General features: G+C 51.1%; 18 protein-coding genes and 2 pseudogenes. 9 read left to right on the top strand and 11 right to left on the bottom strand.

What is annotated here, in order from left to right; translation table 11 throughout:
• Positions 1-2: 2 nt before the first annotated feature.
• Together ACQE2I_RS17205 and ACQE2I_RS17200 are read left to right on the top strand one after the other, a co-directional pair.
• On the top strand, positions 3-392 hold the full coding sequence (locus ACQE2I_RS17205) for a DUF423 domain-containing protein (RefSeq protein ID WP_427029223.1): 390 nt from the start codon (positions 3-5) through the stop codon (positions 390-392).
• 122 nt (positions 393-514) lie between these two features.
• Positions 515-961, top strand: coding sequence for a DUF411 domain-containing protein (locus ACQE2I_RS17200; protein ID WP_427029222.1), 447 nt, complete (start codon positions 515-517; stop codon positions 959-961).
• A 12-nt stretch (positions 962-973) separates the two neighbouring features.
• On the opposite strand, the gene ACQE2I_RS17195 is transcribed toward ACQE2I_RS17200, so the two are convergent.
• Positions 974-1390, bottom strand: coding sequence for a PaaI family thioesterase (locus tag ACQE2I_RS17195; protein ID WP_427029221.1), 417 nt, complete (start codon positions 1388-1390; stop codon positions 974-976).
• 69 nt (positions 1391-1459) lie between these two features.
• Positions 1460-3634 (bottom strand): malate synthase G, encoded by a 2175-nt coding sequence (locus ACQE2I_RS17190; RefSeq protein WP_427029220.1) that lies wholly within the window; start codon positions 3632-3634, stop codon positions 1460-1462.
• Between the two features lie 231 nt (positions 3635-3865).
• Between ACQE2I_RS17190 and ACQE2I_RS17185 the strand changes: the two genes are divergently transcribed.
• Positions 3866-4858, top strand: coding sequence for an alpha/beta hydrolase (locus ACQE2I_RS17185; protein WP_427029219.1), 993 nt, complete (start codon positions 3866-3868; stop codon positions 4856-4858).
• Positions 4859-4934: 76 nt separating this feature from the next.
• Here the strand turns inward: ACQE2I_RS17185 and ACQE2I_RS17180 are convergent, their stop codons facing one another.
• Positions 4935-6245, bottom strand: a complete 1311-nt coding sequence (locus ACQE2I_RS17180) for an esterase-like activity of phytase family protein (protein ID WP_427029218.1) — start codon at positions 6243-6245, stop codon at positions 4935-4937.
• Between the two features lie 218 nt (positions 6246-6463).
• Here ACQE2I_RS17180 and ACQE2I_RS17175 point away from each other — a divergent pair, with 218 nt between their 5' ends.
• A complete protein-coding gene (locus ACQE2I_RS17175) occupies positions 6464-7045 on the top strand; it encodes an NADPH-dependent FMN reductase (protein WP_427029217.1) in 582 nt (193 codons plus the stop codon).
• Here the strand turns inward: ACQE2I_RS17175 and ACQE2I_RS17170 are convergent.
• Positions 7042-7713: pseudogene (locus tag ACQE2I_RS17170) on the bottom strand (ATP-binding protein); the annotation flags it as partial. The gene ACQE2I_RS17175 and the pseudogene ACQE2I_RS17170 overlap by 4 nt on opposite strands.
• A 131-nt stretch (positions 7714-7844) precedes the next feature.
• Here ACQE2I_RS17170 and ACQE2I_RS17165 point away from each other — a divergent pair.
• From ACQE2I_RS17165 to ACQE2I_RS17155, 3 genes are all read left to right on the top strand, one after another.
• Entirely contained in the window at positions 7845-8534 is a 690-nt protein-coding gene (locus ACQE2I_RS17165; RefSeq protein ID WP_217990263.1) for a TnsA endonuclease N-terminal domain-containing protein, read from the top strand.
• Positions 8535-8584: 50 nt separating this feature from the next.
• A complete protein-coding gene (locus ACQE2I_RS17160; protein ID WP_427029216.1) occupies positions 8585-10261 on the top strand; it encodes a Mu transposase C-terminal domain-containing protein in 1677 nt (558 codons plus the stop codon).
• A gap of 67 nt (positions 10262-10328) precedes the next feature.
• A protein-coding gene (locus tag ACQE2I_RS17155; protein ID WP_427029213.1) for an IS3 family transposase occupies positions 10329-11509 on the top strand; the annotation gives its coding sequence in 2 pieces (ribosomal slippage) (positions 10329-10596 and positions 10596-11509; 1182 coding nt in all).
• A gap of 297 nt (positions 11510-11806) precedes the next feature.
• On the opposite strand, the gene ACQE2I_RS17150 is transcribed toward ACQE2I_RS17155, so the two are convergent.
• Entirely contained in the window at positions 11807-12814 is a 1008-nt protein-coding gene (locus ACQE2I_RS17150; protein WP_193092730.1) for a PIN domain-containing protein, read from the bottom strand.
• Positions 12815-12978: 164 nt separating this feature from the next.
• Here ACQE2I_RS17150 and ACQE2I_RS17145 point away from each other — a divergent pair, with 164 nt between their 5' ends.
• Both ACQE2I_RS17145 and ACQE2I_RS17140 read left to right on the top strand, forming a co-directional pair.
• Complete coding sequence (locus ACQE2I_RS17145; protein ID WP_247716659.1) at positions 12979-13740, top strand: DNA sulfur modification protein DndB; 762 nt, start codon at positions 12979-12981, stop codon at positions 13738-13740.
• Positions 13670-14281 (top strand): annotated as a pseudogene (locus ACQE2I_RS17140) (TRAP transporter large permease subunit); the annotation flags it as partial. The gene ACQE2I_RS17145 and the pseudogene ACQE2I_RS17140, both read left to right, overlap by 71 nt.
• A gap of 261 nt (positions 14282-14542) precedes the next feature.
• Here the strand turns inward: ACQE2I_RS17140 and ACQE2I_RS17135 are convergent.
• The 6 genes from ACQE2I_RS17135 to phnH form a co-directional block, all read right to left on the bottom strand.
• Positions 14543-15505, bottom strand: a complete 963-nt coding sequence (locus ACQE2I_RS17135) for a porin (protein ID WP_086961201.1) — start codon at positions 15503-15505, stop codon at positions 14543-14545.
• A gap of 320 nt (positions 15506-15825) precedes the next feature.
• A complete protein-coding gene (locus ACQE2I_RS17130; RefSeq protein ID WP_016239123.1) occupies positions 15826-16440 on the bottom strand; it encodes an ATP-binding cassette domain-containing protein in 615 nt (204 codons plus the stop codon).
• Entirely contained in the window at positions 16440-17204 is a 765-nt protein-coding gene (locus ACQE2I_RS17125) for an ATP-binding cassette domain-containing protein (protein WP_016239122.1), read from the bottom strand. Before ACQE2I_RS17125 ends, ACQE2I_RS17130 begins: the two co-directional genes overlap by 1 nt.
• Positions 17197-18009 (bottom strand): alpha-D-ribose 1-methylphosphonate 5-phosphate C-P-lyase PhnJ, encoded by an 813-nt coding sequence (locus tag ACQE2I_RS17120; protein WP_048766754.1) that lies wholly within the window; start codon positions 18007-18009, stop codon positions 17197-17199. Before ACQE2I_RS17120 ends, ACQE2I_RS17125 begins: the two co-directional genes overlap by 8 nt.
• On the bottom strand, positions 18006-19019 hold the full coding sequence (locus ACQE2I_RS17115; RefSeq protein ID WP_016239120.1) for a carbon-phosphorus lyase complex subunit PhnI: 1014 nt from the start codon (positions 19017-19019) through the stop codon (positions 18006-18008). Before ACQE2I_RS17115 ends, ACQE2I_RS17120 begins: the two co-directional genes overlap by 4 nt.
• The gene (phnH, locus tag ACQE2I_RS17110; protein WP_048766753.1) at positions 19019-19576 is read right to left on the bottom strand and encodes a phosphonate C-P lyase system protein PhnH; all 558 of its coding nucleotides are present in this window, start codon (positions 19574-19576) and stop codon (positions 19019-19021) included. Before phnH ends, ACQE2I_RS17115 begins: the two co-directional genes overlap by 1 nt.
• Positions 19577-19579 lie beyond the last annotated feature (3 nt).

Below are 19579 nucleotides of genomic sequence, written 5' to 3'. Positions count from 1 at the left end.
ACGTGCAACGAACAGATAAAGTGTGGTGGTGTGTCGCGGCGCTTTCGGGCGCTATGATGGTGATGCTGGGGGCGTATGCTGCTCATGGATTGGCGTCACGAACGACCGAGGCGATGGTGAGCGCTGTAGAAACCGGCGTGCGTTACCAAGCGTGGCACACGCTAGCCATGATGATCGTGCTGGTGTGGCGTCAAGTAAATCCGCTTGCCGGCCAGCGTTGGGTGCTGGCGCTGTGGACGCTGGGGGTTGTGGGCTTTTCAGGCTCGCTCTATTTGATGGCGCTGATGGGTCTGAATCTTGGCATTGTGACGCCTATCGGTGGCGTTTTGCTAATGGCGGGTTGGCTGGCGCTTGGGGTGGTAGTGCTGCTAGTTCAGCGCCGTCATCGCTAACCTTGACCTTTGGGCTACCCACAGGTTGTAAGCTTTATGCCGCTGGCGTTTTTGTGCTGATGTGGCTGCGTATCGCGCCATTTTACCCATTTTTTTAGTCGTTCCTATCAAGGAGGTTATTTATGAGCCGCTTAACTACCTCGCTATTGCTGTCTGGTGCACTGGTTTTGGGGGCGACCTCGGCCCATGCGGCACTGCCTGACGAGGCCACGCTATACAAAAATCCTCAGTGCGGCTGCTGTGACGAGTACGCGCGCCACCTTGAAGAGCAGGGTGTTGATGTGACGATCATCGATGACGTTGAGCTGAGTGAGATCAAACAGCAGGCAGGCGTCCCCTATGGTTTGGGGTCGTGTCATACCATCGAAATAGGCGACTACTGGATTGAAGGCCATGTGCCGATGGAAGCCGTTGCCAAACTGTTTGAAGAGCAGCCTGATGTCGATGGCATTGGCCTAGCGGGGATGCCCATCGGTACACCGGGTATGCCAGGGCCTCAAAGTGAACCCTATAACGTCTACGCGTTTAGCGACCAGCAAGATGAGCCGTTTATGACGCTGGCGCCTTAATTGACGTTCGCTTTACGTCTTATCCGGCAGTGCATAGCTGGCGGTGACATGCACCACGGGATGTGTTTCGTCGCTGGCTGAGAATAGCTGTACTTCGCCCACTGCTAGGCGGCGGCCAAGTTTAATCAGCTTGGCGTGGGCGATAATGTCGTGATCGCCGGAGGCTGCGCGGAGGAAGTGGCAGTTTAAATCGCTAGTCACGGCCATTGCCTCTGGGCCAATTTGCGCCAAAATAGCCACGTACATGGCCACATCTGCAAAGCCCATCATAGTCGGCCCGGAAACCCGCGGGCCCGGGCGCAAATGTTCGTTGCCGATTTTCAAACGCATGGTGGCGCTCATCTCACCCACGCTTTCAATTCGGCCCATGCGCTGAGGAAACACTTCATCCAGAAAGTGTTCGATTTGCTCGGCAGTCATTACGGTCATTGTTGTTTCCCTTTTATAAAAAAAGCCCCGAGGCATAAGCCTCGAGGCTGATGACACCATAAAGCTAATTTACTTCGCTTTATGCACCTGACGCCACTCGTGCAGTAGCGGCTCGGTGTAGCCGGAAGGCTGGACGCGGCCTTTGAAGATCAGGTCTGAGGCGGCTTTGAAAGCGGTAGAGCCTTCAAAATCGGCGCTCATGGCCGTATAGGTCGGGTCGCCAGCGTTCTGCTCGTCGACTACTTTGGCCATGCGTTTGAGGGTCTCTTCTACGCGCGATGCATCGACAATGCCGTGGTGCAGCCAGTTGGCAATGTGCTGGCTGGAGATACGCAGCGTGGCGCGGTCTTCCATCAAGCCCACATTGTGGATGTCCAGTACTTTCGAGCAGCCCACGCCGTGCTCTACCCAGCGTACAACGTAGCCCAAGATACCCTGACAGTTGTTATCCAGCTCCTGCTGCTTCTCTTCATCGGACCAGTTGGCGTTTTCCGCCACCGGCACGGTGAGTAGATCATCCAGGTAGTCAGGCTCGCCCAGGGTTTCCAGTTCGCGCTGAACGTCGGTGACGTTAACCTGATGATAGTGCAGGGCGTGCAGCGCAGCCGCCGTAGGCGAGGGAACCCAAGCGGTGTTGGCACCGGCTTTCGGGTGGCCGATTTTCTGCTCTAGCATATTGTGCATCAGGTCAGGCATGGCCCACATGCCCTTACCGATCTGCGCGCGTCCGCGTAGGCCGCAAGCAAGGCCCACTTGCACGTTGCTCTTCTCGTAGGCCTGAATCCACGCAGCACCTTTCATATCGCCCTTGCGCACCATGGGGCCCGCTTCCATGGCGGTATGCATTTCGTCGCCGGTACGGTCGAGGAAGCCGGTATTGATAAACGCCACCCGTGAAGCAGCCTCGGCAATACACGCCTTGAGGTTGACGGTGGTGCGGCGCTCTTCGTCCATGATGCCCATTTTCAGGGTGTCGCGGCTGATGCCTAGAATGTCTTCAACACGGCCAAACAGCTCATTGGCAAAAGCGGCTTCTTTGGGGCCGTGCATCTTCGGCTTAACGATATACACAGAGCCGGTGCGCGAGTTGCGCGGCTGGTCAGCGTCTTTTTTCAGGTCGTGCAGCGCTATCAGCGAGGTGACCACGGCATCAAGGATACCTTCCGGTAGCTCGTTGCCGCTCTCATCCAAAATCGCTGGTGTGGTCATTAAGTGACCCACATTGCGCACAAACATCAGCGAACGGCCGGGTAGCGTAACATGACCACCATCGGTGGTTTGCCAAGTGCGGTCGGCGTTAAGCGTACGGGTAAAGGTTTTGTCGCCTTTCTCGATCTTTTCTTCCAGGTCGCCCTTCATCAGGCCGAGCCAGTTGCTGTAAACACCCACTTTGTTTTCTGAATCGACTGCGGCGATAGAGTCTTCGCAATCCATAATGGCGGTCAGTGCGGCTTCAACCACGACATCTTTAACGCCTGCCGGGTCGGTTTTACCGATGGCGTCGTTAGGGTCGATCTGGATTTCCAGGTGCAGGCCGTTGTTACCCAGCAGAATCGCTTCTGGTTTGGCCGCTTCGCCGGTAAAGCCAATCAGCTTGCCGGAATCCTTTAGGCCAGTCTCACGACCGCCTTCCAGCGTCACTACCAAGTGCTCATCACGAATAGCGTAGTTCACCGCATCGCGGTGTGAGCCAGTTGCCAGCGGCGCCGCGCGGTCAAGCACGCCACGGGCGTAGGCAATCACTTTGGCGCCGCGCTTCGGATTGAAGCTGGTGCCTTTCTCTGCGCCGTCGTCTTCGGAAATCGCATCGGTCCCGTACAGGGCATCGTAAAGGCTACCCCAGCGCGCGTTGGCCGCATTTAGCGCGTAGCGTGCATTGCTCACCGGCACCACTAACTGTGGGCCAGCTTGAACGGCCACTTCGCGGTCAACGTTCGTGGTGGTCGCTTTGACGTTAGCCGGTACTTCCGCCAAATAACCGACCTCTTTCAAGAAACGGCGGTAAGCGGGCATGTCGGCGACCGGACCTGGGTTTTCCCGGTGCCACGCGTCAAGCTTCTCTTGCAGTGTGTCGCGCTCTTCGAGCAATTGACGATTTTTCGGGGTCAAATCATGAAACAGAGCATCAACACCGGACCAAAAGGCTTTTTCATCAATGCCTGTTCCCGGTAGCGCCTGCTCATTAATAAAACGATCTAGATCGCTTGCCACCTGTAAACGGTGGCGCGTGATACGCTCACTCATGGGGTTTCTCCTGTAGGAATGCCCGTGGGCACTCTGTTCTTTAGAACATGGTTTGCCATGGGCAGAGTAAAAGCATTTGTGGAAAATAATTCCATATCTGTTCGGGCATGTAAACAGCGTAGACGCTTATGCGCTAAAATGCTCGACCAAATGACTAGGAATTAAGTTTAGGGAGCGCGACCCATCTGCCGCGTCTAAGCCAACGGAAAATGGCGTTATGGAGAAGCAACGATGCGTGATTTCCAACATCTGGAAGGCTTGTTTCGTCACGCCTCGGGCGTAAATGCCCTGACACGACTGCTGCCCGGTGAAATACTTGCAGAGGCGATGCAGGGGTATTTTCACCACTATGGCTTAGAAGCACTGCTGTTAGATACCCGCGAAGTGCATGCAGGCTTTATCGATACCGGTCGCTTTGCGTTGTGGTGCCAAGTGTGGAGCCCGCCGCAGCCGGTGGGCACCGCCTTTGTGGTGCACGGCTATTTTGATCATATGGGCCTTTATCGCCATTTACTTAAACGTTTGCTGGCAAAAGGCTGGCGAGTCGTGATGTGGGATTTACCGGGCCATGGCCTTTCCAGTGGGGCGCGGGCAGAGATAGAGGATTTTGAGGATTACCAGCACTGCCTCACTTATTTGCAGACAACGTTAAGGAGCCAAGGAATGGCTCCTACACCGTGGTTGGGAGTGGGCCAAAGCACGGGCGCGGCGATTCTGGCAACCGACGCGCTAACCCGCCGGGAAGCCGCCGAATGGTCCGGGCTGGTATTGCTAGCGCCTTTGGTGCGCCCGTGGAAGTGGAGTCAAACAAGCTGGTTGCATCTGATCGCTAGCTCGTTCTTAAAAGAGTTGCCGCGTAAATATCGGCCCAACTCTACCGACGAGCAGTTCACCGAATTTCTGCGCGATCAAGACCCCTTGCAGCCTGAGCGTTTAAGCGTGGCCTGGGTAAGTGCCATGCGTCGCTGGATGCCGCGCCTGCTGGCGCAAGAGCCCAACCCGCTGCCCGCACTGATACTGCAAGGCGAGCAAGACCTGACAGTCGATTGGGAGTGGAATTTAGCGATTCTGGCGGAAAAATTTCCCAATGCGGATATCCATCGCCACCCGGAAGCCCGTCATCATTTGGTCAATGAAGCGGAGCCGATCCGGCGCGCCTTATTTGCAGCGCTGGATGGGTTTTTGGATAGTGTTGCAGATAACATTGGTGAGAATATTTCCTAACAATCAGCACCACTGAATAAAACCAATGACAGATTTATTCAGTGGCTTCACCCTCCTATGTTCACGCTCACGCGTATTACTGGGCGTTCAGAAATTCCTCCACATCGAGCAGTATCAGCTCATTATCATCGGCGCGCCCCTGTTGGCGGCCAATCGAGAACGGGTAGTTATTGTCGTTGGCGACCACGATAGTGCGCTCATCGACTCGATCCACGTTCTCAATGGTCACAAAGGGAAAGTTAAAGCTGCCGTTGTGTGTGCCACGCGGCGCAATGCCGTCGGGATCCTGGATATCCATAAGGTCGATATAGGCGATTTTCTCAAGCACACCCTGCTCGTCCGTGCGCTCGAGGTCGATGAGATAGATGCGTTTGAACTTGGCGGGGTTGTCTGCCCACTCTTCTCGTGGGTCGCCCTGACGGCTGTCACGCTCGATGATTAGGCCGCGGGTACCGCCGATGAGGTTGAAATCGCCGATGGCGTGATCCGCTGATTCCAACGGGTAATAGCGGGTTGTATCGCCCCATTCGCTGGTTTCAGCATCGAGCTCGAACATTCTTAACACGGGGGTGTCATCGATCGCTTCTGGAGCGCTGGTGTTGCTGTCCCAGATCGGTTTTTCCAACAGCGGGTAGAGGGTTGTTTGGTCTTCGGAGAGCGCCATGCCCTCATAACCGCCGGAGCGAAACACCACCACATCATCAGCGAGAGGCGCGCCGGGGTTCGGGGTTAGGGCAAAGGCATTGTCGGGGGATCGCAGCGGCGTGCCGCTTGGATCTGTGGCCAGCACCTGCAGCACTTCGCCTTCACTATCGACCTGGATAATCCAGGGGCCAAATTCATCGCCAAGCCAGTAGCTATCACCCACCGGCTGGATCGATTCGAGGTCGAAATCAGCGCCGGTTAAAAAGCGGCCAGGCGTCGCTTCATTCATAATCGGGAAGGGCACCTTGCGGTTTGGATCCGAGAGCTGAATCGTCTCCTCTATCGCGACGCGGCCGCTGTCCCAATCGGGCTTAATGATGTTAAACATCAGTATGACGTCAGAGGAGTTTGCTTTGGAGCCAAAGCCGTTATCGGTCAACACCAGGAAGCGCCCATCGCCCAGCGAGCGAATACCGGAAAACCCCTGCAACGGCTGGCTGGGGAAGGGTAGCGCTAAGCCAGTGGCTTGCACATTGGTGTACAGCCGCTCAATGCGCCCCTCATTGCCGGTAAAACGACCTGAGACGTTGTAGTGCTCAGCGGCACCACCAGGGGCAGGTATAAAGGTGCCGCCAGACAGTTGTGAATGACCGGTCAAGGTGGCTGGAAAGCCCTGCTGGGCGTGTGCCGTACCGGTAAACGCAAAGAGAGTTAGAGCAGTGACTAGAATTGGTTTTATCATCGCTATTGCGCCATTTAGTGAGAGAGGTCTAAGGAGTTTCAGCTTTCGCTAATTTTCCCCAGCAATAGTGATAATTGAATGACAATAAGCAGACGTTTTAATGGCAGCTAGTGTCCAGAGCGAACCTAGCCGTTAATTAGCAAAAAACGCCTTGCCCAGCAGGCGTAAATGCTAAATGGTGGCGTTATTCGCATACGTAATTTAGAGAGGAAATGGTAATGACGTCATCGGTGGCAAAAGTTCTTGTGTTGGCAGGCAGCGCCCGTGAAGGCTCGCTTAACAAACAGCTAGCCAGGCTCGCCGCCAAGCGGATTGAAGTGCTTGGCGGAGAAGCAACCTTTATCGATTTGAAGGACTACCCCTGCCCACTGTTTGATGAAGATATTGAAGCTCAAGGTATGCCCGATAACGTACTGAGACTGCGCGGCATATTGGCAGATCATCAGGGAGTGCTGATCGCCTCGCCGGAGTACAACGGCTTTATTACCCCATTGCTGAAAAACACCCTGGATTGGCTTTCTAGGCCTTATCAAGAGACACCAGGGCTTGGGCTGTTCGCTGGTAAGTGGGCTGCGTTGGTGGCAGCATCACCCGGTGGGCTGGGTGGTATCCGCGCACTGCCGCTAGGCCAGCAGCTGCTTGCCAATCTTGGGCTGGTCGTGTTGCCACAGCCGTTATCGCTGGCGAAGGCAGGCAGCGCGTTTAACGGGTCGGGCGCGTTAAACGATGCCGCTACCGGTGAGAAGCTTGATGCTCTATGTCAGCGGCTTGTGGGTGTAATGGCCAATAACCACCGTTAAGCCCCCTTCAACATCCGATCCAACTGGCGGTAGCCAATCGCTTCAATAAGGTGTGGCTGGGCTGGCTTTGGCGCGCCCTGGAGGTCGGCCAGTGTTAGCGCTACGCGCAATACGCGATGATAGGCGCGAGCGGAGAGTTTGAGCTTTTCGAGTACGCCCGCAAGCCAGGCGCGCTCCTCATCATTAAGGTCACAAGCCGCCTCCAAGGCTTTGCCGCTTAACTGGCTGTTTAGCGCGCCGCGTGCCATTTGGCGTTCCCGGGCAGCCATTACTCGTTCCCGCACGGCTTCTGAGGATTCGCCTTGGGTTTGTGCGGTAAGTTGTTCTGGCGGCAGCGCGGGCACTTCAACCTGTAGGTCGATACGGTCTAGCAGTGGGCCAGAAAGCCGCGCTTGATAACGTTGGATTTGGCTGGCAGTGCACTGGCAGCGCTGGCGCGGGTCGCCTAAGTGGCCGCAGGGGCAGGGATTCATTGCGGCGACGAGCTGAAAACGGGCGGGGTAGTGGCGCTCATGGCTGGCGCGGGCTAAATGGATATTTCCTGTTTCTAGTGGCTGGCGTAGCACTTCTAATACGTTACGGGAAAACTCGGGCAGTTCGTCTAAAAACAGCACGCCGTGGTGAGCGAGTGAAATTTCACCGGGTTTGGGTTTTGAGCCGCTGTGAATTCCACTAAAAACAGCTACTAATGCTATACTGGAACAATATCTTACGTTATTTTCGACAAGTAAATACGCTACTAATTGACACCAATATAAGCGACTGGGTGTTAAAATCACAAATATATAGGCGACTGAATATGAATCGGCCTGTTAGAGTTATTGGAACTAACCGAAGGAGCCTTACTGGGCAGGTTTCTTTCTTACGAGGAAGCACTTGCAATTTTGAGTCATCATTAGAGCGCGATTTCCTGATGATCCTCGATTTTGATCCGTTGGTCGCTACGGTTTGTGAGCAGCCGCTAACCCTTAAGTATCAAGATGATGATCGAAAAAGGCGTCAGTACACGCCCGATATGCTCGTGACTTACTCGGATGAAGCGGCGCCGATTCTGTATGAGGTTAAGTATCGCGAAGATTTGAGAGAAAATTGGCACATTATGAAGCCTAAATTTCAGGCAGCTATACGCTATTGCAAGCAGCAAGGTTGGGGCTTTCGCATTGTGACTGAGCGAGAGATTAGAGGCACTGGCCTATTGAACAATGCACGATTTCTAAGGGCCTATAGGGACTTGGCAGAGGACTCGGCTACCGCTACTCACTTGGCTAGAACCCTTGCCGTGCTCGGTGAAACAACACCTGAAATTCTACTTACAGCTGCTTATGCGAATGAGGAAAAGCGTATGTGTGCGCTTAGTTGTTTATGGCAAATGATCGCTATAGGCCGTGTTCATGCTGACCTCATACGCCCATTAAACATGTCCAGCCCCATATGGATTACTAACGGAGAAGGTTTCTTATGGCTACAGAGCCCGCTTTTCTATCGGTAACTACTGGGTCTGTGATAACAGCCAATGGTCGTACCTATAGAGTTTCGCACTTGTTGGATACAGCAACCCTCCTTGCTAAAGATACCGACACTGGAGAGGTGCACCGTCTGTCTGCGCATCAGCTTCGTCCCGTAACGGATATAGAGCTTGGAGAAGGTGGTGTTGCTGAAGGAAAGGATTTATCCGAGATCGAAGACGAAGACTGGCAAGTTGCTCAGCAGCGGTTTGCAGCAATCCGTCCTCTACTTGACGATCCATTTCGTACTCGTGCAAAGGCAGAGCAGTTAGCAGAAGAAGCCGGTGTTCACGTTGCCACTTTATACCAATGGGTTAAGGACTATCACGAGGCTGGCCATATTTCAGCATTGATACCAGCCCCGCGAGGCCGCAAGCCAGGTACGAAAAAGCTCGATAAGAAAGTCGAGGCAATAATCGAAGGGGCGATCAATGACTTATATCTAAGTCGTCAACGATATAAGCCCAGTGACGTAATTATCACTGTCAAAGCTCATTGCAAACAGGCCGGTTTACTTCCTCCTCACTCCAATACAATCCGTAACCGCATAAAACAGATTTCGACACGTGAAACGATGAGACGCCGCGGGCTACGAGATAAGGCGCGTGACACCTTTGCTCCTATCAGGGGAGAGTTTCCAAATGCGGATTTCCCTCTTGCTGTTGTTCAAATAGATCATACGCCTGCTGACGTCATCTTAGTTGATGAAGAGCATCGTCTGGCGCTTGGCCGACCGTGGATAACTCTGGCTATTGATGTCTTTTCACGAATGGTGGTGGGGATTGCGGTTAGCATGGAAAAGCCCAGTGCTATCTCAGTGGGTTTGTGTGTCTCCAATGCCATGTTGCCTAAGCATGAATATCTTGCAAACCTGGGGGTGGGGCAAGAGTGGCCAGTCTGGGGGAAAATGCGTGTTCTGCATGCTGATAACGCGAAAGAATTCCGGGGGAAAATGCTGCGCCGGGCTTGTGAACAATACGGTATCGACCTGCAATTACGTCCGGTAAAGCTTCCCCACTACGGCGGACATATAGAGCGTTATATGGGTACTGCTGCAAATGAGATACACACCTTACCTGGCACAACATTTTCCAACGTTGAGCAACGGAAAGGATATGACTCAGAAAAAGAATCAGCGCTCACCCTTCGTGAGTTTGAGCAGCATTTAGTTGAATTTATTGTTGGGGTGTATCACCGTCGCAAGCATTCTGAATTGAACATGCCACCAATGCGCAAGTGGCAACTCGGTATATTAGGAGACTCAACACAGCCGGGCTTGGGGATGCCGCCTATACCAACTGACCCCACGCGTTTGAAGTTAGACTTCCTTCCTCTTTATTCACGCACTGTGCAGCGCTACGGCGTCCAGCTGGATGAAATTAATTACTACCATGAAGTGTTGAACCCTTGGATTGGTTCAAAAGACCCCGAAAATCAAACGAAGGCTCGTTCATTTACTATCCGTCGTGATCCACGCGATATCAGTAAAGTCTATTTCTACGACCCTGAAAGTGAGATCTATTACATGGTTCCTTATCGGAATCCTACTCGACCAGCGATTAGTGTGTGGGAGTTACGGGAAGCAACTCGCCGCATTCGAGAGGAAGGACTGCGGCATGTTGATGAGGATGTGATTTTTGAGACCATTCTCAAGATGCGTCATCGTGTTGAACAGGCCGTCACGAAAACGAAGCAAGCAAGACGTCTGTAGTGGCATAGTGAATTTGGCCACCTAATTAGAGGTGCTAATATGCACCAAGACATCACTAGGTGGCAGCATGGCAACAAGACCAAAACGTAACTTTAGCCCTGAATTCCGGCTCGAAGCAGCACAGCTAGTCGTTGATCAAAACTATACAGTTAGAGAAGCGGCTGAAGCCATGAATGTGGGGTATTCGAGCATGGATAAATGGGTTCGTCAGTTACGCCAAGAGCGTGATGGCCAAAGCCCTAAAGCAACGCCCATGACACCCGATCAGCTCAGGATTCGCGAGCTTGAAAAGCGCATCCGTGACATTGAGATGGAAAAAGACATCCTAAAAAAGGCTACCGCTCTCTTGATGTCGGACTCCCTGAACACTTCTCGCTAATCGAGAAACTCAAGACGAGCTACCCGGTAAAAAAACTGTGTGACGTGTTTGGCGTGCATCGCAGCAGCTTTAAATACTGGAGACAACGTTCAAAAAGACCTGTGTGTGCCACGAAGACTAAGGAAATAGCCAAGGTCAGAGAGCTCTTTCGCGAGAGCGAAGGCTCTGCAGGGGCGCGCAGCATCGCAGAGATGGCGACAAGGCAGGATGTGCCGTTAAGTCGCTATCGCGCTGGCCGCCTGATGGAAAAGCTTGGCCTAATTAGCTGCCAAGTGCCTGGGCACACCTACAAGAAAACAGGTGATGAACATGTTGAGGTACCGAACCACTTAGCGCGTCAGTTTAACGTTGAGGCGCCCAACCGCGTTTGGTGTGGCGACGTCACATATATCTGGACTGGCAAACGCTGGGCTTATCTAGCCGTTGTCATGGACTTATTTGCTAGGAAAACGATTGGCTGGTCGATGTCGTTATCGCCCGATAGCGAACTCACCAGCAGCGCATTGAAAATGGCTTATGAGAGCCGTGGGCGGCCAAAAGGGGTTATGTTCCACAGCGACCAGGGCAGTCATTATACGAGCCGTAAGTTCCGTCAGACACTCTGGAAATGCCAGGTAAAACAAAGCCTAAGCCGACGTGGTAACTGCTGGGATAATGCGCCAATGGAGCGTTTCTTCAGGAGCTTAAAGGTTGAATGGGTGCCAACGTATGGCTATCGCTCATTCTTGCAGGGGCAGCATCATATCGTGAACTATTTAATCGGGTATTACAGCCAGCTTAGGCCTCACCAGCATAACGGTGGTATGAGTCCGAACCAGGCAGAGGAAAAGTACTGGGTTAACTATAAGGCGGTGGCCAGTTTTACTTGACCACTACAACCTGACTACAAGGTATGAAACGGAGAACGCTCCAACTGTCAGGAAAAGAATTATGTAATCATCGGGAAAGCCAATATTAGAGAATAGTTTTGAGGCTGGCCTCCAGAGCAATAGAACAAGCAAAACCGTACCTAGTGCTCTAGCTGCTGATGTTACAGATGAGATCGAATCAAAGAATCTAATAGCCCATTCAGGCACAAAACCCCCTAAATTTAACGGTTTATGAGTGCGCATGCGTGCCTTTCTGGCAACAAGCACCTAACTATCTATCTGTAATGCTTCGTTAACTTAGGTGTCCAACATATCCCATTCGTCACCTAGAACCCAACGCAGCGCTGATAACTTCCCGTTGATTATTCCCCACTCAAAGTCACTCCATGGGCCTGTATCTTCATATTTCTCTTCAATGCGTTCAGCTGATTTAATAGCACCTTGGAGGATATGATCATGAATTACATCTGAGCCATAGCGCTCAGTTCCTTCAGGAACGATTTCAATTTCACCGTTTTCGATGAGCCATATACGGTTTTGATGACGGTTGTACCAGACCTTATCGACAAGCTCATCCATGGAGTCTAATATTTCTCTCAACCCTCTGGTTTCTTCTGAAAAATCATGTTCAAACTCGACTTCGGCAAGCAAATCAGGATCAATGTGGTCAATAGCTGGAGTTAGATTATTGAAATATAAAGAATTAGAAAATGAAAATATCTCGTCAAAATCCGAGTGCGGTTTTCGATGATCTTTCGAGGAAAAGTCGTTATGGTTATGGGTAACAAAAATACAAGTATCACAGCTACGATTTAGGCTACTCATAAACTCAAAAAACTGCTCAATGATAACAGCATCTGCGACAGAGTTTTTGTTTATATGAAAAGGCGCTCTTTTTTCTAGTCCACGTTGAATGGCAGCGATTTTTGAACGCTCACTAACTGGAGTTACCACTGCCGATTCAATTAGTCTTTCAACTCTATGGATAGTTGCGTAATTTGCCTCGGTTAAAAGGGGCAGTCTTGCATTGATATCATTCAGAACGTCTATGGTCGCTCCTTGCTTTTCACCAGCAAACTCATTTACCACAGCCTTGACCTGCTTAAATTCTTGAGACAGTCGTTGCGCAGTTTTCTTCGCCACACTCTCCTTATTTCGCTCATACTCATCAATAACCAGGTCAGCCAAGACTAATTTTACGCTGTTCGAACTCACCAGCTCCTCTAGTGCAGACACAAGAGGGAGATCACTTCTTTTCGTAGAAACATCTAGCAAAACACATGTATCGAGAAAGATGTAATTCATATGATCCTTATTCTCCCTTGTCATTGGTTCTGGCTCAAGTTAACGCCCGCATAAAGCGCGCGGGGTACGAGCGTCGGCTTCGATGCATTTTTTAGCCAATTTGATTCTCGGAATTCCAAAACCCATTCCATCCCCGGCTGGGACAAACCAAAGGAGTTAGCACCATGTTCTATGTCATGAGCGTAACCGAGACGGTCGTAACCCACGCCCGCACCCCGAAGACCTACCAATCCGCCGAGGTGGTGTCCGGCCACAAGGCTGATCATGCCGCTACCGACGCAGCGCACCGCTTGAATCGTCAGGCCGAGACGCTGGAGGCGTTCGTGGTGGTCGAGAACGAGAACAAGCTAGATAAGGGCGAGCGTTACCCGCAAGTTCTGGCGGCTGCCCTGGAGCAACGCCAGGAGTCGGAAGCTGTGGCGCTGCTGGTAGCGATCTGGGAGCCGGGACTGTACAACCCCGAGCGCGCAGCTCATGCCGAGGCTCAGGGCGACCGGGTAGAGCGTCACGCTGGGCGCCTAGCGGCGCTGGGCTTGTCCTTCGATGAGCTGGTGGAGCGCTATGGTGCCCAGGCCCGATCCGAGATCGAGCGTGTCGAGGCCGAGCGCCAAGAGCGCGCCGAAGCGGCGGCTCGCCGGGAGGCAGCGGCCAGCGAAATCACCGAGGCCGCCCAGGAACACACCTACTCGTTCCCGGCCGTGCGCGGCATCCAGGCGGGCAAGGAATACTACATAGCCCAAATTCCCTATGGGGTTCTGGTCAAGCTGTTCGTCTTCGATGAAGAGGACGTGCCGCCCGAGCTGCGCGCCCAGCGCAGCCTCAACGAGAAGCGTGCCCGCGACATTGGCCAGTACCTTTTTTGGCGTTTTCCTGGTGATGATTTTAGGTATCTATTTTGGTGCCTTTACGCCGACGGAAGGCGCTAGCGTTGGGGCATTCGCTACGCTGCTCTACGCCTTAGCGAAAGGCATGCGCGGCGCGCAGCTATGGCATAGCGTACAAGAGACATTGGCGCTCTCCGCGGTAGTGTTCTTTATGCTGGTAGGGGCCGAAACGCTGGGTTACTTCATTTCGGTGTCGCGCATTTCGTTCTCCATCACTGACCTACTCTACGGTATGGATCTAACGCCCATCGTCGTCGTGCTGTGCATCCTGGCGCTCTACTTCGTGCTGGGCATGTTCATGGACTCCATCGCGATGCTGGTGATCACCGTGCCGGTGGTTTACCCGATTATTCAGGCGATGGGCATCGACCCGGTGTGGTTCGGTATTTTGACCGTACTGACCGTTGAGCTGGGACTAATGACCCCGCCGGTGGGGATGAACGTGTTTGTGATTAAAGCGATGGCGCCACATGTCGGGCTAGGGGAGATATTTAAAGGGGTGGCGCCTTTTGTGGTTTCTGACTTAATACGACTAGCGCTATTAATCGCCTTCCCCATTTTGAGCACGCTGTTTCTGCTCTAGTTGGTGAGTACGCTTGCCTGTACCCAAGCCAGCGCTATGTCTCTGTGGTGTGCGGTAATACCTTCATCATGAAGGTTTCCGGGCAGTACCCGGCTGTGCACCATCTAATTGCCCACCCCGACATGCGGCGGATCAATTTCACCAGCTCCACCGGCGTTGCGCTTGATTTTTGAGGCTATCGAGATTTAAACCCCGAAGGTCGAACTGGGAGTTCAACTTTCGGGGTGCTGTGTAGACCTGTATTAATGGGCTCTGTGAAACTTAGAAATCGTATCGAACCCCTAAAGCCCACCAATCCTTATCAATCGCATTGATCTCCCTATCTGTACTGCTAGCATATTCTAAATATACAAACATTGGATCACTAAGCCGGTAGCTGCCACCCGCAACGTATTGGACGTCACTCAAATTCATGTCACTATTTTCCATATAGCTGACGTTCCCGTATATTTTGCCTTCTGAGTAACTAAAAACGGGTGCTATACCATAATGACGAATATCTCCCTGCTCTTCAAATAACGCACCGACACTTAGCTGTGGAGATATTTTGTAGGTTACGCTTGCCCCGAGTAGAGCATCATCATCACCTTCTGCTTCATCATAGCCAGCGGCAAAACGTACCGGGCCTGTTTCATAGGCTACATATCCCATTAGGTTAAGTGTTTCTTCTTCACCTGCATCTTCATCTTCTGGATCGAGCTTTCCAGCGACACCCAGGCTGAAGCCATCGAAACTTTGGGATTCAAAAGAGATAGAGTTTCCACGGGCGCGGGCACCACCTTTTGCCAAGGCTCGCCAATCCACAGTATTTCTTACATTGATAACCTTGGATATGTTCTGATAATAGATGGAGTCAAAGTTACCAACCTTTACGGCTCCGACGTCTTCAAATCGTAGCCCTACATATGTGTTCCTTATATCATCAATGACGTTAGGCCGTGCCTCGTCACGATCATTAGCGGTGAATCTAAACTCGGCTCTTATAAAACCCTCTAGCTTAGGATTTATCCTATGTCCAGCTTTAAAGCCAAGGCGTGAACCTTCTTCACTAATATAGTCGTTACCGTCATCGTTGTTTAACGTCAAGTGTATACGGCCATATAGGTCAAAGTAAGTTTCTCCGTCTTCATACACATTGAATGCCTGTGTGGTTCCTGAAAACCCTAAACCTGCTACTAGTGCCAATGTAGAAATGCCATGGCATTTTTTGTTGTTCAACAACATGTTTACTCCCTGATTTATCTTTTTGAGTTTGTTTTTACACTGCCGTGAGATTTTTTTTCTTTTTGGCCCTCCTCTTTTTTATTAAATGTTGTATGGCGTAGGCATTAATAAGCCGCTCACTCAGCCAAAGCGGGAGACTTTTTCATTGAATTTCCTTTGCGAGAAATTCTACTTTAAAGCACTACGGTTTGGTGGGGGGATTACCAGTGTGACTGAGGTATCGGCATGAACGAAGTTTAGGCAACCTACACTCAACGCAGATCCCAATAAAATTTTTTTCATTATGAGTACTTTTCCAGGTTAAATTAAATGTAGACGGTTTAACCGTCTAAAGAGATTGACTGATCCACCCAACTGGCACTCGTATGACTGGTGTAAATAACCAGTTTCTGAGCGGCTTTAGCCTGTAATAAAAGCGTGCTCACCTGATGACTACGCTCTGGATCCAATCCTGTACAGGGCTCATCTAAAAGTAAGATTGGAGGAGAAGAAAAATAAGCGTGAAGCAACATAAAACGCTGTAGTTCACCACCAGAGACATCACAGGCATAGCGAGAGAGTAAGCTAGGAGAGAGGTCCAGCAGTCTTAGTCCGTCGAGTACTGTCTTTGTGGGGACTAGAGCAAACCAATCCACAAGTTTTTCGCGAGGTAGTACGGTAGGATGTTGCCCTACGTACGACATTAATCGTGAGCGTAGAAATGCAAAGTGGGCGGGTGTCATTGTGCTTGGTGTGAACTGCTGATCGTGGGTTCGTATGCACAAGTGTGCCGTTCCTAAGCTTCGACTTCCCCAAATTCGTGAGAGCAAAGTCGATTTTCCTGAGCCTGACGCTCCCCAGATCTGTACGATCTGCCCTGTTTGTGCCGTTATGCGAAGTGGCCCATGATGTATGCCATTGCCTTCATACTGCAAAATCACAGTTGGTTTATTCATTAAATCATTGCCTTAACAAGAGCTTGGGCGATGAGATGCTCAGGCTCAGTAAGCAAACGATCCATAATGGATTCGCTGACGATGCGGCCTTGATCCATCACGATGGCCCGATCAGCAATGAGTCGAGCTAGACGTAAGTCATGAGTCACAAACACCATGGCAGTCTGTGTTTGGTTTCTCAAATTAGAGAGCACATCTAAAAAATCTGCTTGAGCGACTGAGTCGAGACCAGCAGTGGGTTCATCTAAAAATAAAATGCTCGGCTGATGGATCATGGCCGCAGCGATTTGTACGCGTTGGCGCATCCCTCCCGAAAAGTTCTTCACTGGCTCATGTAATCGTTCTGGACATAAACCAAGTCGCTGGCCCCATTTTTGTGCTTGTTTGAGTGCATCAACCGCACGGTTGTCACCTAAATCAAAAAGACGACGTACGATATTAGTGGCGGCACTTTGTCTCAGGTTTAGGGTTGTGCTGGCATCCTGAGCCACATAGCCACACGCCCGCCGACGTAAAAGGTTAGTTTGATAAAGACTGGTACGTAGTAAATCCTGGCCTAAAAGGGAAAGAGCCTGACAGTTGTTAGATAGCTGTCGTCCAGCAAGTATATTCAGAAGACTTGATTTTCCAGCACCTGAGGGGCCGACTAAAGCGAGAACCTCGGAAGGATAAAGCTTGAGGTGACAATCCGACAAAATACGGTGCCCAGCTATTTCAAGTGAGATAGCCTGTGCTGTCAGCACGGGATCTGGCAAGCTAAACATGAGCGCGCTCCTTGCATGCTTCGGAGTCGGAACATACCCAATGGGGGGTGTTTGACGTACCAATATTATCCAAATAATGAATAGATGAGCCGCAGATACAACATGCTGTATCGACTTTTTTCAGGCTAGCAGGCAGGTCAACAAAAGCTAAGTTTGCTAAGGGTGTATAGGCAGGCAATGCATAAATTCGTCGCTCGCGTGCGGCGCCAAAAATCTGAATAGCAGGCATCATCGCCATGCGGGGGTTATCCATAGCAGGAATAGGCGACGGTGACATTAAGACCCCATCATTAACAATCACAGGGTGGTCGTATCCTAAGCACGCCTCATCTTGTTGCAACCATGTTTCAAATAGAGCGCTTAACACGACACCGTAATCATGATGTGCGTGCCGTGTCAGTGCTTCGGCCGCATCATTAATAAATCCACGTAGAGGGTCAGGTCGAGGAACTTGGTACACCACAATTTGCTCTTCCCGCAACGGGCTTTCAGGGACTCGCTGACGCGTTTGAATGAGAGTAGCCTTTGAGCTTGTTGTCGTAATTGATATGTTTGCCGTTTTAGTAAAAAAATCCGCGATATTCAGGGCATTAACGGTATCATCCGAACCATGATCGACTACCTTTAACGTGTCATTCGGTTCTAATAAGGCAGCGGTAATAGCCATGCCTCCTACCCCCCAACCATAGGCAATGGGTAGCTCAGGAGCTGAGAAAGGTATTTGACGTCCAGGTAGACAGAGTGCTTTTAGGGTTTTACGACGTATTTCTTGTTTGGACGGTAGATCAAGGTAGGCATAATTCATATTTCCTCCTTAGCCTGAACTCGGCGTAAACGCGCTAAATCAGCATCAAAGTCAGAGTAATGAGGTAATTTCAAATGGCTGACATAGCCGGATGCAGCGACTCCGTCGGTATGCATGAGTGCATCACTGGTAGCACCCTCAATTTTAAAGTGCTGATCTACGATTGCCATGGCGACGGCTTTACGCTCGTTAGCTCCAAAAGCAATACCAAAACCCGCTTCTAAATGTGGAGATGAGCTAAAATTTGGAGCCACAGTAGTGCAGGCAGTTAACTCAACCTCACCAATGGATACGGTTAAATTGAGGTCTTCCAGCTCTACGAATATTTCAACGCTCCCTCTCATTAATTGCGCTACATAGGGATGACTCGTTGAGGCTTTACGCAAACTCTCGTAAGCTAATCCAGTTAAGTAGCCTTCTTCGCCACGAGCGAGATGAGCGAGACGCTCGCAAGGATCAGGTAAAGAAGGCAAAACAGTTCGCGTAATGTCTATCGGAGCTTTAGATATTTCGGTGCGGATAAGATCTGCGTACAGTGGCTCAGAGCTAGAGGGCGATGAGGGAGCTGTTATCACTGATTTAGGTAACTCGCACTGAGGGCGAGAGTGTTCTAAATCCATATTCAGTAAGCGGTGGGTGTAGTCGTAAGTGGCGCCTAAAATTTGCCCTCCAGCCAACTCTTTTTGCGTGGCGGAAATGTGGCGACTGTAATGCATTGTTTTTAGATCTATGTTTTGGCTTGAGCCAAAATTGGCTAATTGCGCGCGATGAGCACGTACGAGAAATACCGCTTCGGCAATGTCTCCCTGAGCTTGCTTAAAGGCAATAGCAGCAAAACGTCGATCGTATAAGCCCCCCTCACTCATGATCCGATCAAGAGCTAACGACATTTGTGCCATGATTTGATTAATTTCAATCTCGGGGATTGTGTCGTCGCCTCGGCGACTCCGTTCTACGGCTATACGGGAAGCAGCAATTGCTTGTTCACCACCCTTTACTGGTACGTACATTAAATGATCTCCAAAGTTAAGTGACGTGGTAATACAACCAGCTGCGTGTCAGCGCATAGTAGTAGGTCCACTCCACGCGGGTAATCGGCACGAAAAGCAATATGATCAATGACTACATTTTGATGTAACCCTGAAAAATATAAAGTGTGTGGTTTGTTGAGTCCTGCACCGGTGGCTCGTATAGCAAGCCCCCCGTTTGTAGGTGATATGGCGGCTATTTCCATGACAAGGGTTGCCCCACTTTCAGGCGCCTCACGGCTTCCTGCTGGAATATGTTGTAAGTGATGCCGTTGAGAACCTGCAAAAACCCATTCGGGAGTTTGGCTCAAGGTTGCGCCTGTATTCAAAATACGGCTTGTTAATTCCTTATTTTCCACCTCAATAGCTACCGTCGTTTGGCTGTCTAGAAGGCAGTCAACGATGCAATGAATAGCACGCTCTTCTAGTTGCTGTATGCGCATTGGGTAACCAAAGGCATGCAGTAGTCGCCGATAAGTACGCGTCTGCCGATGTAACTCATCGTCATGTCTGTGCTCAGATCGTAAAGGTATTTTCATGAT

This window comes from Halomonas sp. H2 (assembly GCF_050215315.1).
GTDB lineage: Bacteria > Pseudomonadota > Gammaproteobacteria > Pseudomonadales > Halomonadaceae > Vreelandella.
This window is presented reverse-complemented; position numbering and strand designations above follow the sequence as displayed.

Excerpts from the sequence above, each read along its gene's own strand:
- ACQE2I_RS17200 (WP_427029222.1), top strand. The coding sequence starts at position 515 with ATGAGCCGCTTAACTACCTCGCTATTGCTGTCTGGTGCACTGGTTTTG.
- ACQE2I_RS17195 (WP_427029221.1), bottom strand. The coding sequence starts at position 1,390 with ATGACCGTAATGACTGCCGAGCAAATCGAACACTTTCTGGATGAAGTG.
- ACQE2I_RS17190 (WP_427029220.1), bottom strand. The coding sequence starts at position 3,634 with ATGAGTGAGCGTATCACGCGCCACCGTTTACAGGTGGCAAGCGATCTA.
- ACQE2I_RS17185 (WP_427029219.1), top strand. The coding sequence starts at position 3,866 with ATGCGTGATTTCCAACATCTGGAAGGCTTGTTTCGTCACGCCTCGGGC.
- ACQE2I_RS17180 (WP_427029218.1), bottom strand. The coding sequence starts at position 6,245 with ATGATAAAACCAATTCTAGTCACTGCTCTAACTCTCTTTGCGTTTACC.
- ACQE2I_RS17175 (WP_427029217.1), top strand. The coding sequence starts at position 6,464 with ATGACGTCATCGGTGGCAAAAGTTCTTGTGTTGGCAGGCAGCGCCCGT.
- ACQE2I_RS17165 (WP_217990263.1), top strand. The coding sequence starts at position 7,845 with ATGAATCGGCCTGTTAGAGTTATTGGAACTAACCGAAGGAGCCTTACT.
- ACQE2I_RS17150 (WP_193092730.1), bottom strand. The coding sequence starts at position 12,814 with ATGAATTACATCTTTCTCGATACATGTGTTTTGCTAGATGTTTCTACG.
- ACQE2I_RS17145 (WP_247716659.1), top strand. The coding sequence starts at position 12,979 with ATGTTCTATGTCATGAGCGTAACCGAGACGGTCGTAACCCACGCCCGC.
- ACQE2I_RS17135 (WP_086961201.1), bottom strand. The coding sequence starts at position 15,505 with ATGTTGTTGAACAACAAAAAATGCCATGGCATTTCTACATTGGCACTA.
- ACQE2I_RS17130 (WP_016239123.1), bottom strand. The coding sequence starts at position 16,440 with ATGAATAAACCAACTGTGATTTTGCAGTATGAAGGCAATGGCATACAT.
- ACQE2I_RS17125 (WP_016239122.1), bottom strand. The coding sequence starts at position 17,204 with ATGTTTAGCTTGCCAGATCCCGTGCTGACAGCACAGGCTATCTCACTT.
- ACQE2I_RS17120 (WP_048766754.1), bottom strand. The coding sequence starts at position 18,009 with ATGAATTATGCCTACCTTGATCTACCGTCCAAACAAGAAATACGTCGT.
- ACQE2I_RS17115 (WP_016239120.1), bottom strand. The coding sequence starts at position 19,019 with ATGTACGTACCAGTAAAGGGTGGTGAACAAGCAATTGCTGCTTCCCGT.
- phnH (WP_048766753.1), bottom strand. The coding sequence starts at position 19,576 with ATGAAAATACCTTTACGATCTGAGCACAGACATGACGATGAGTTACAT.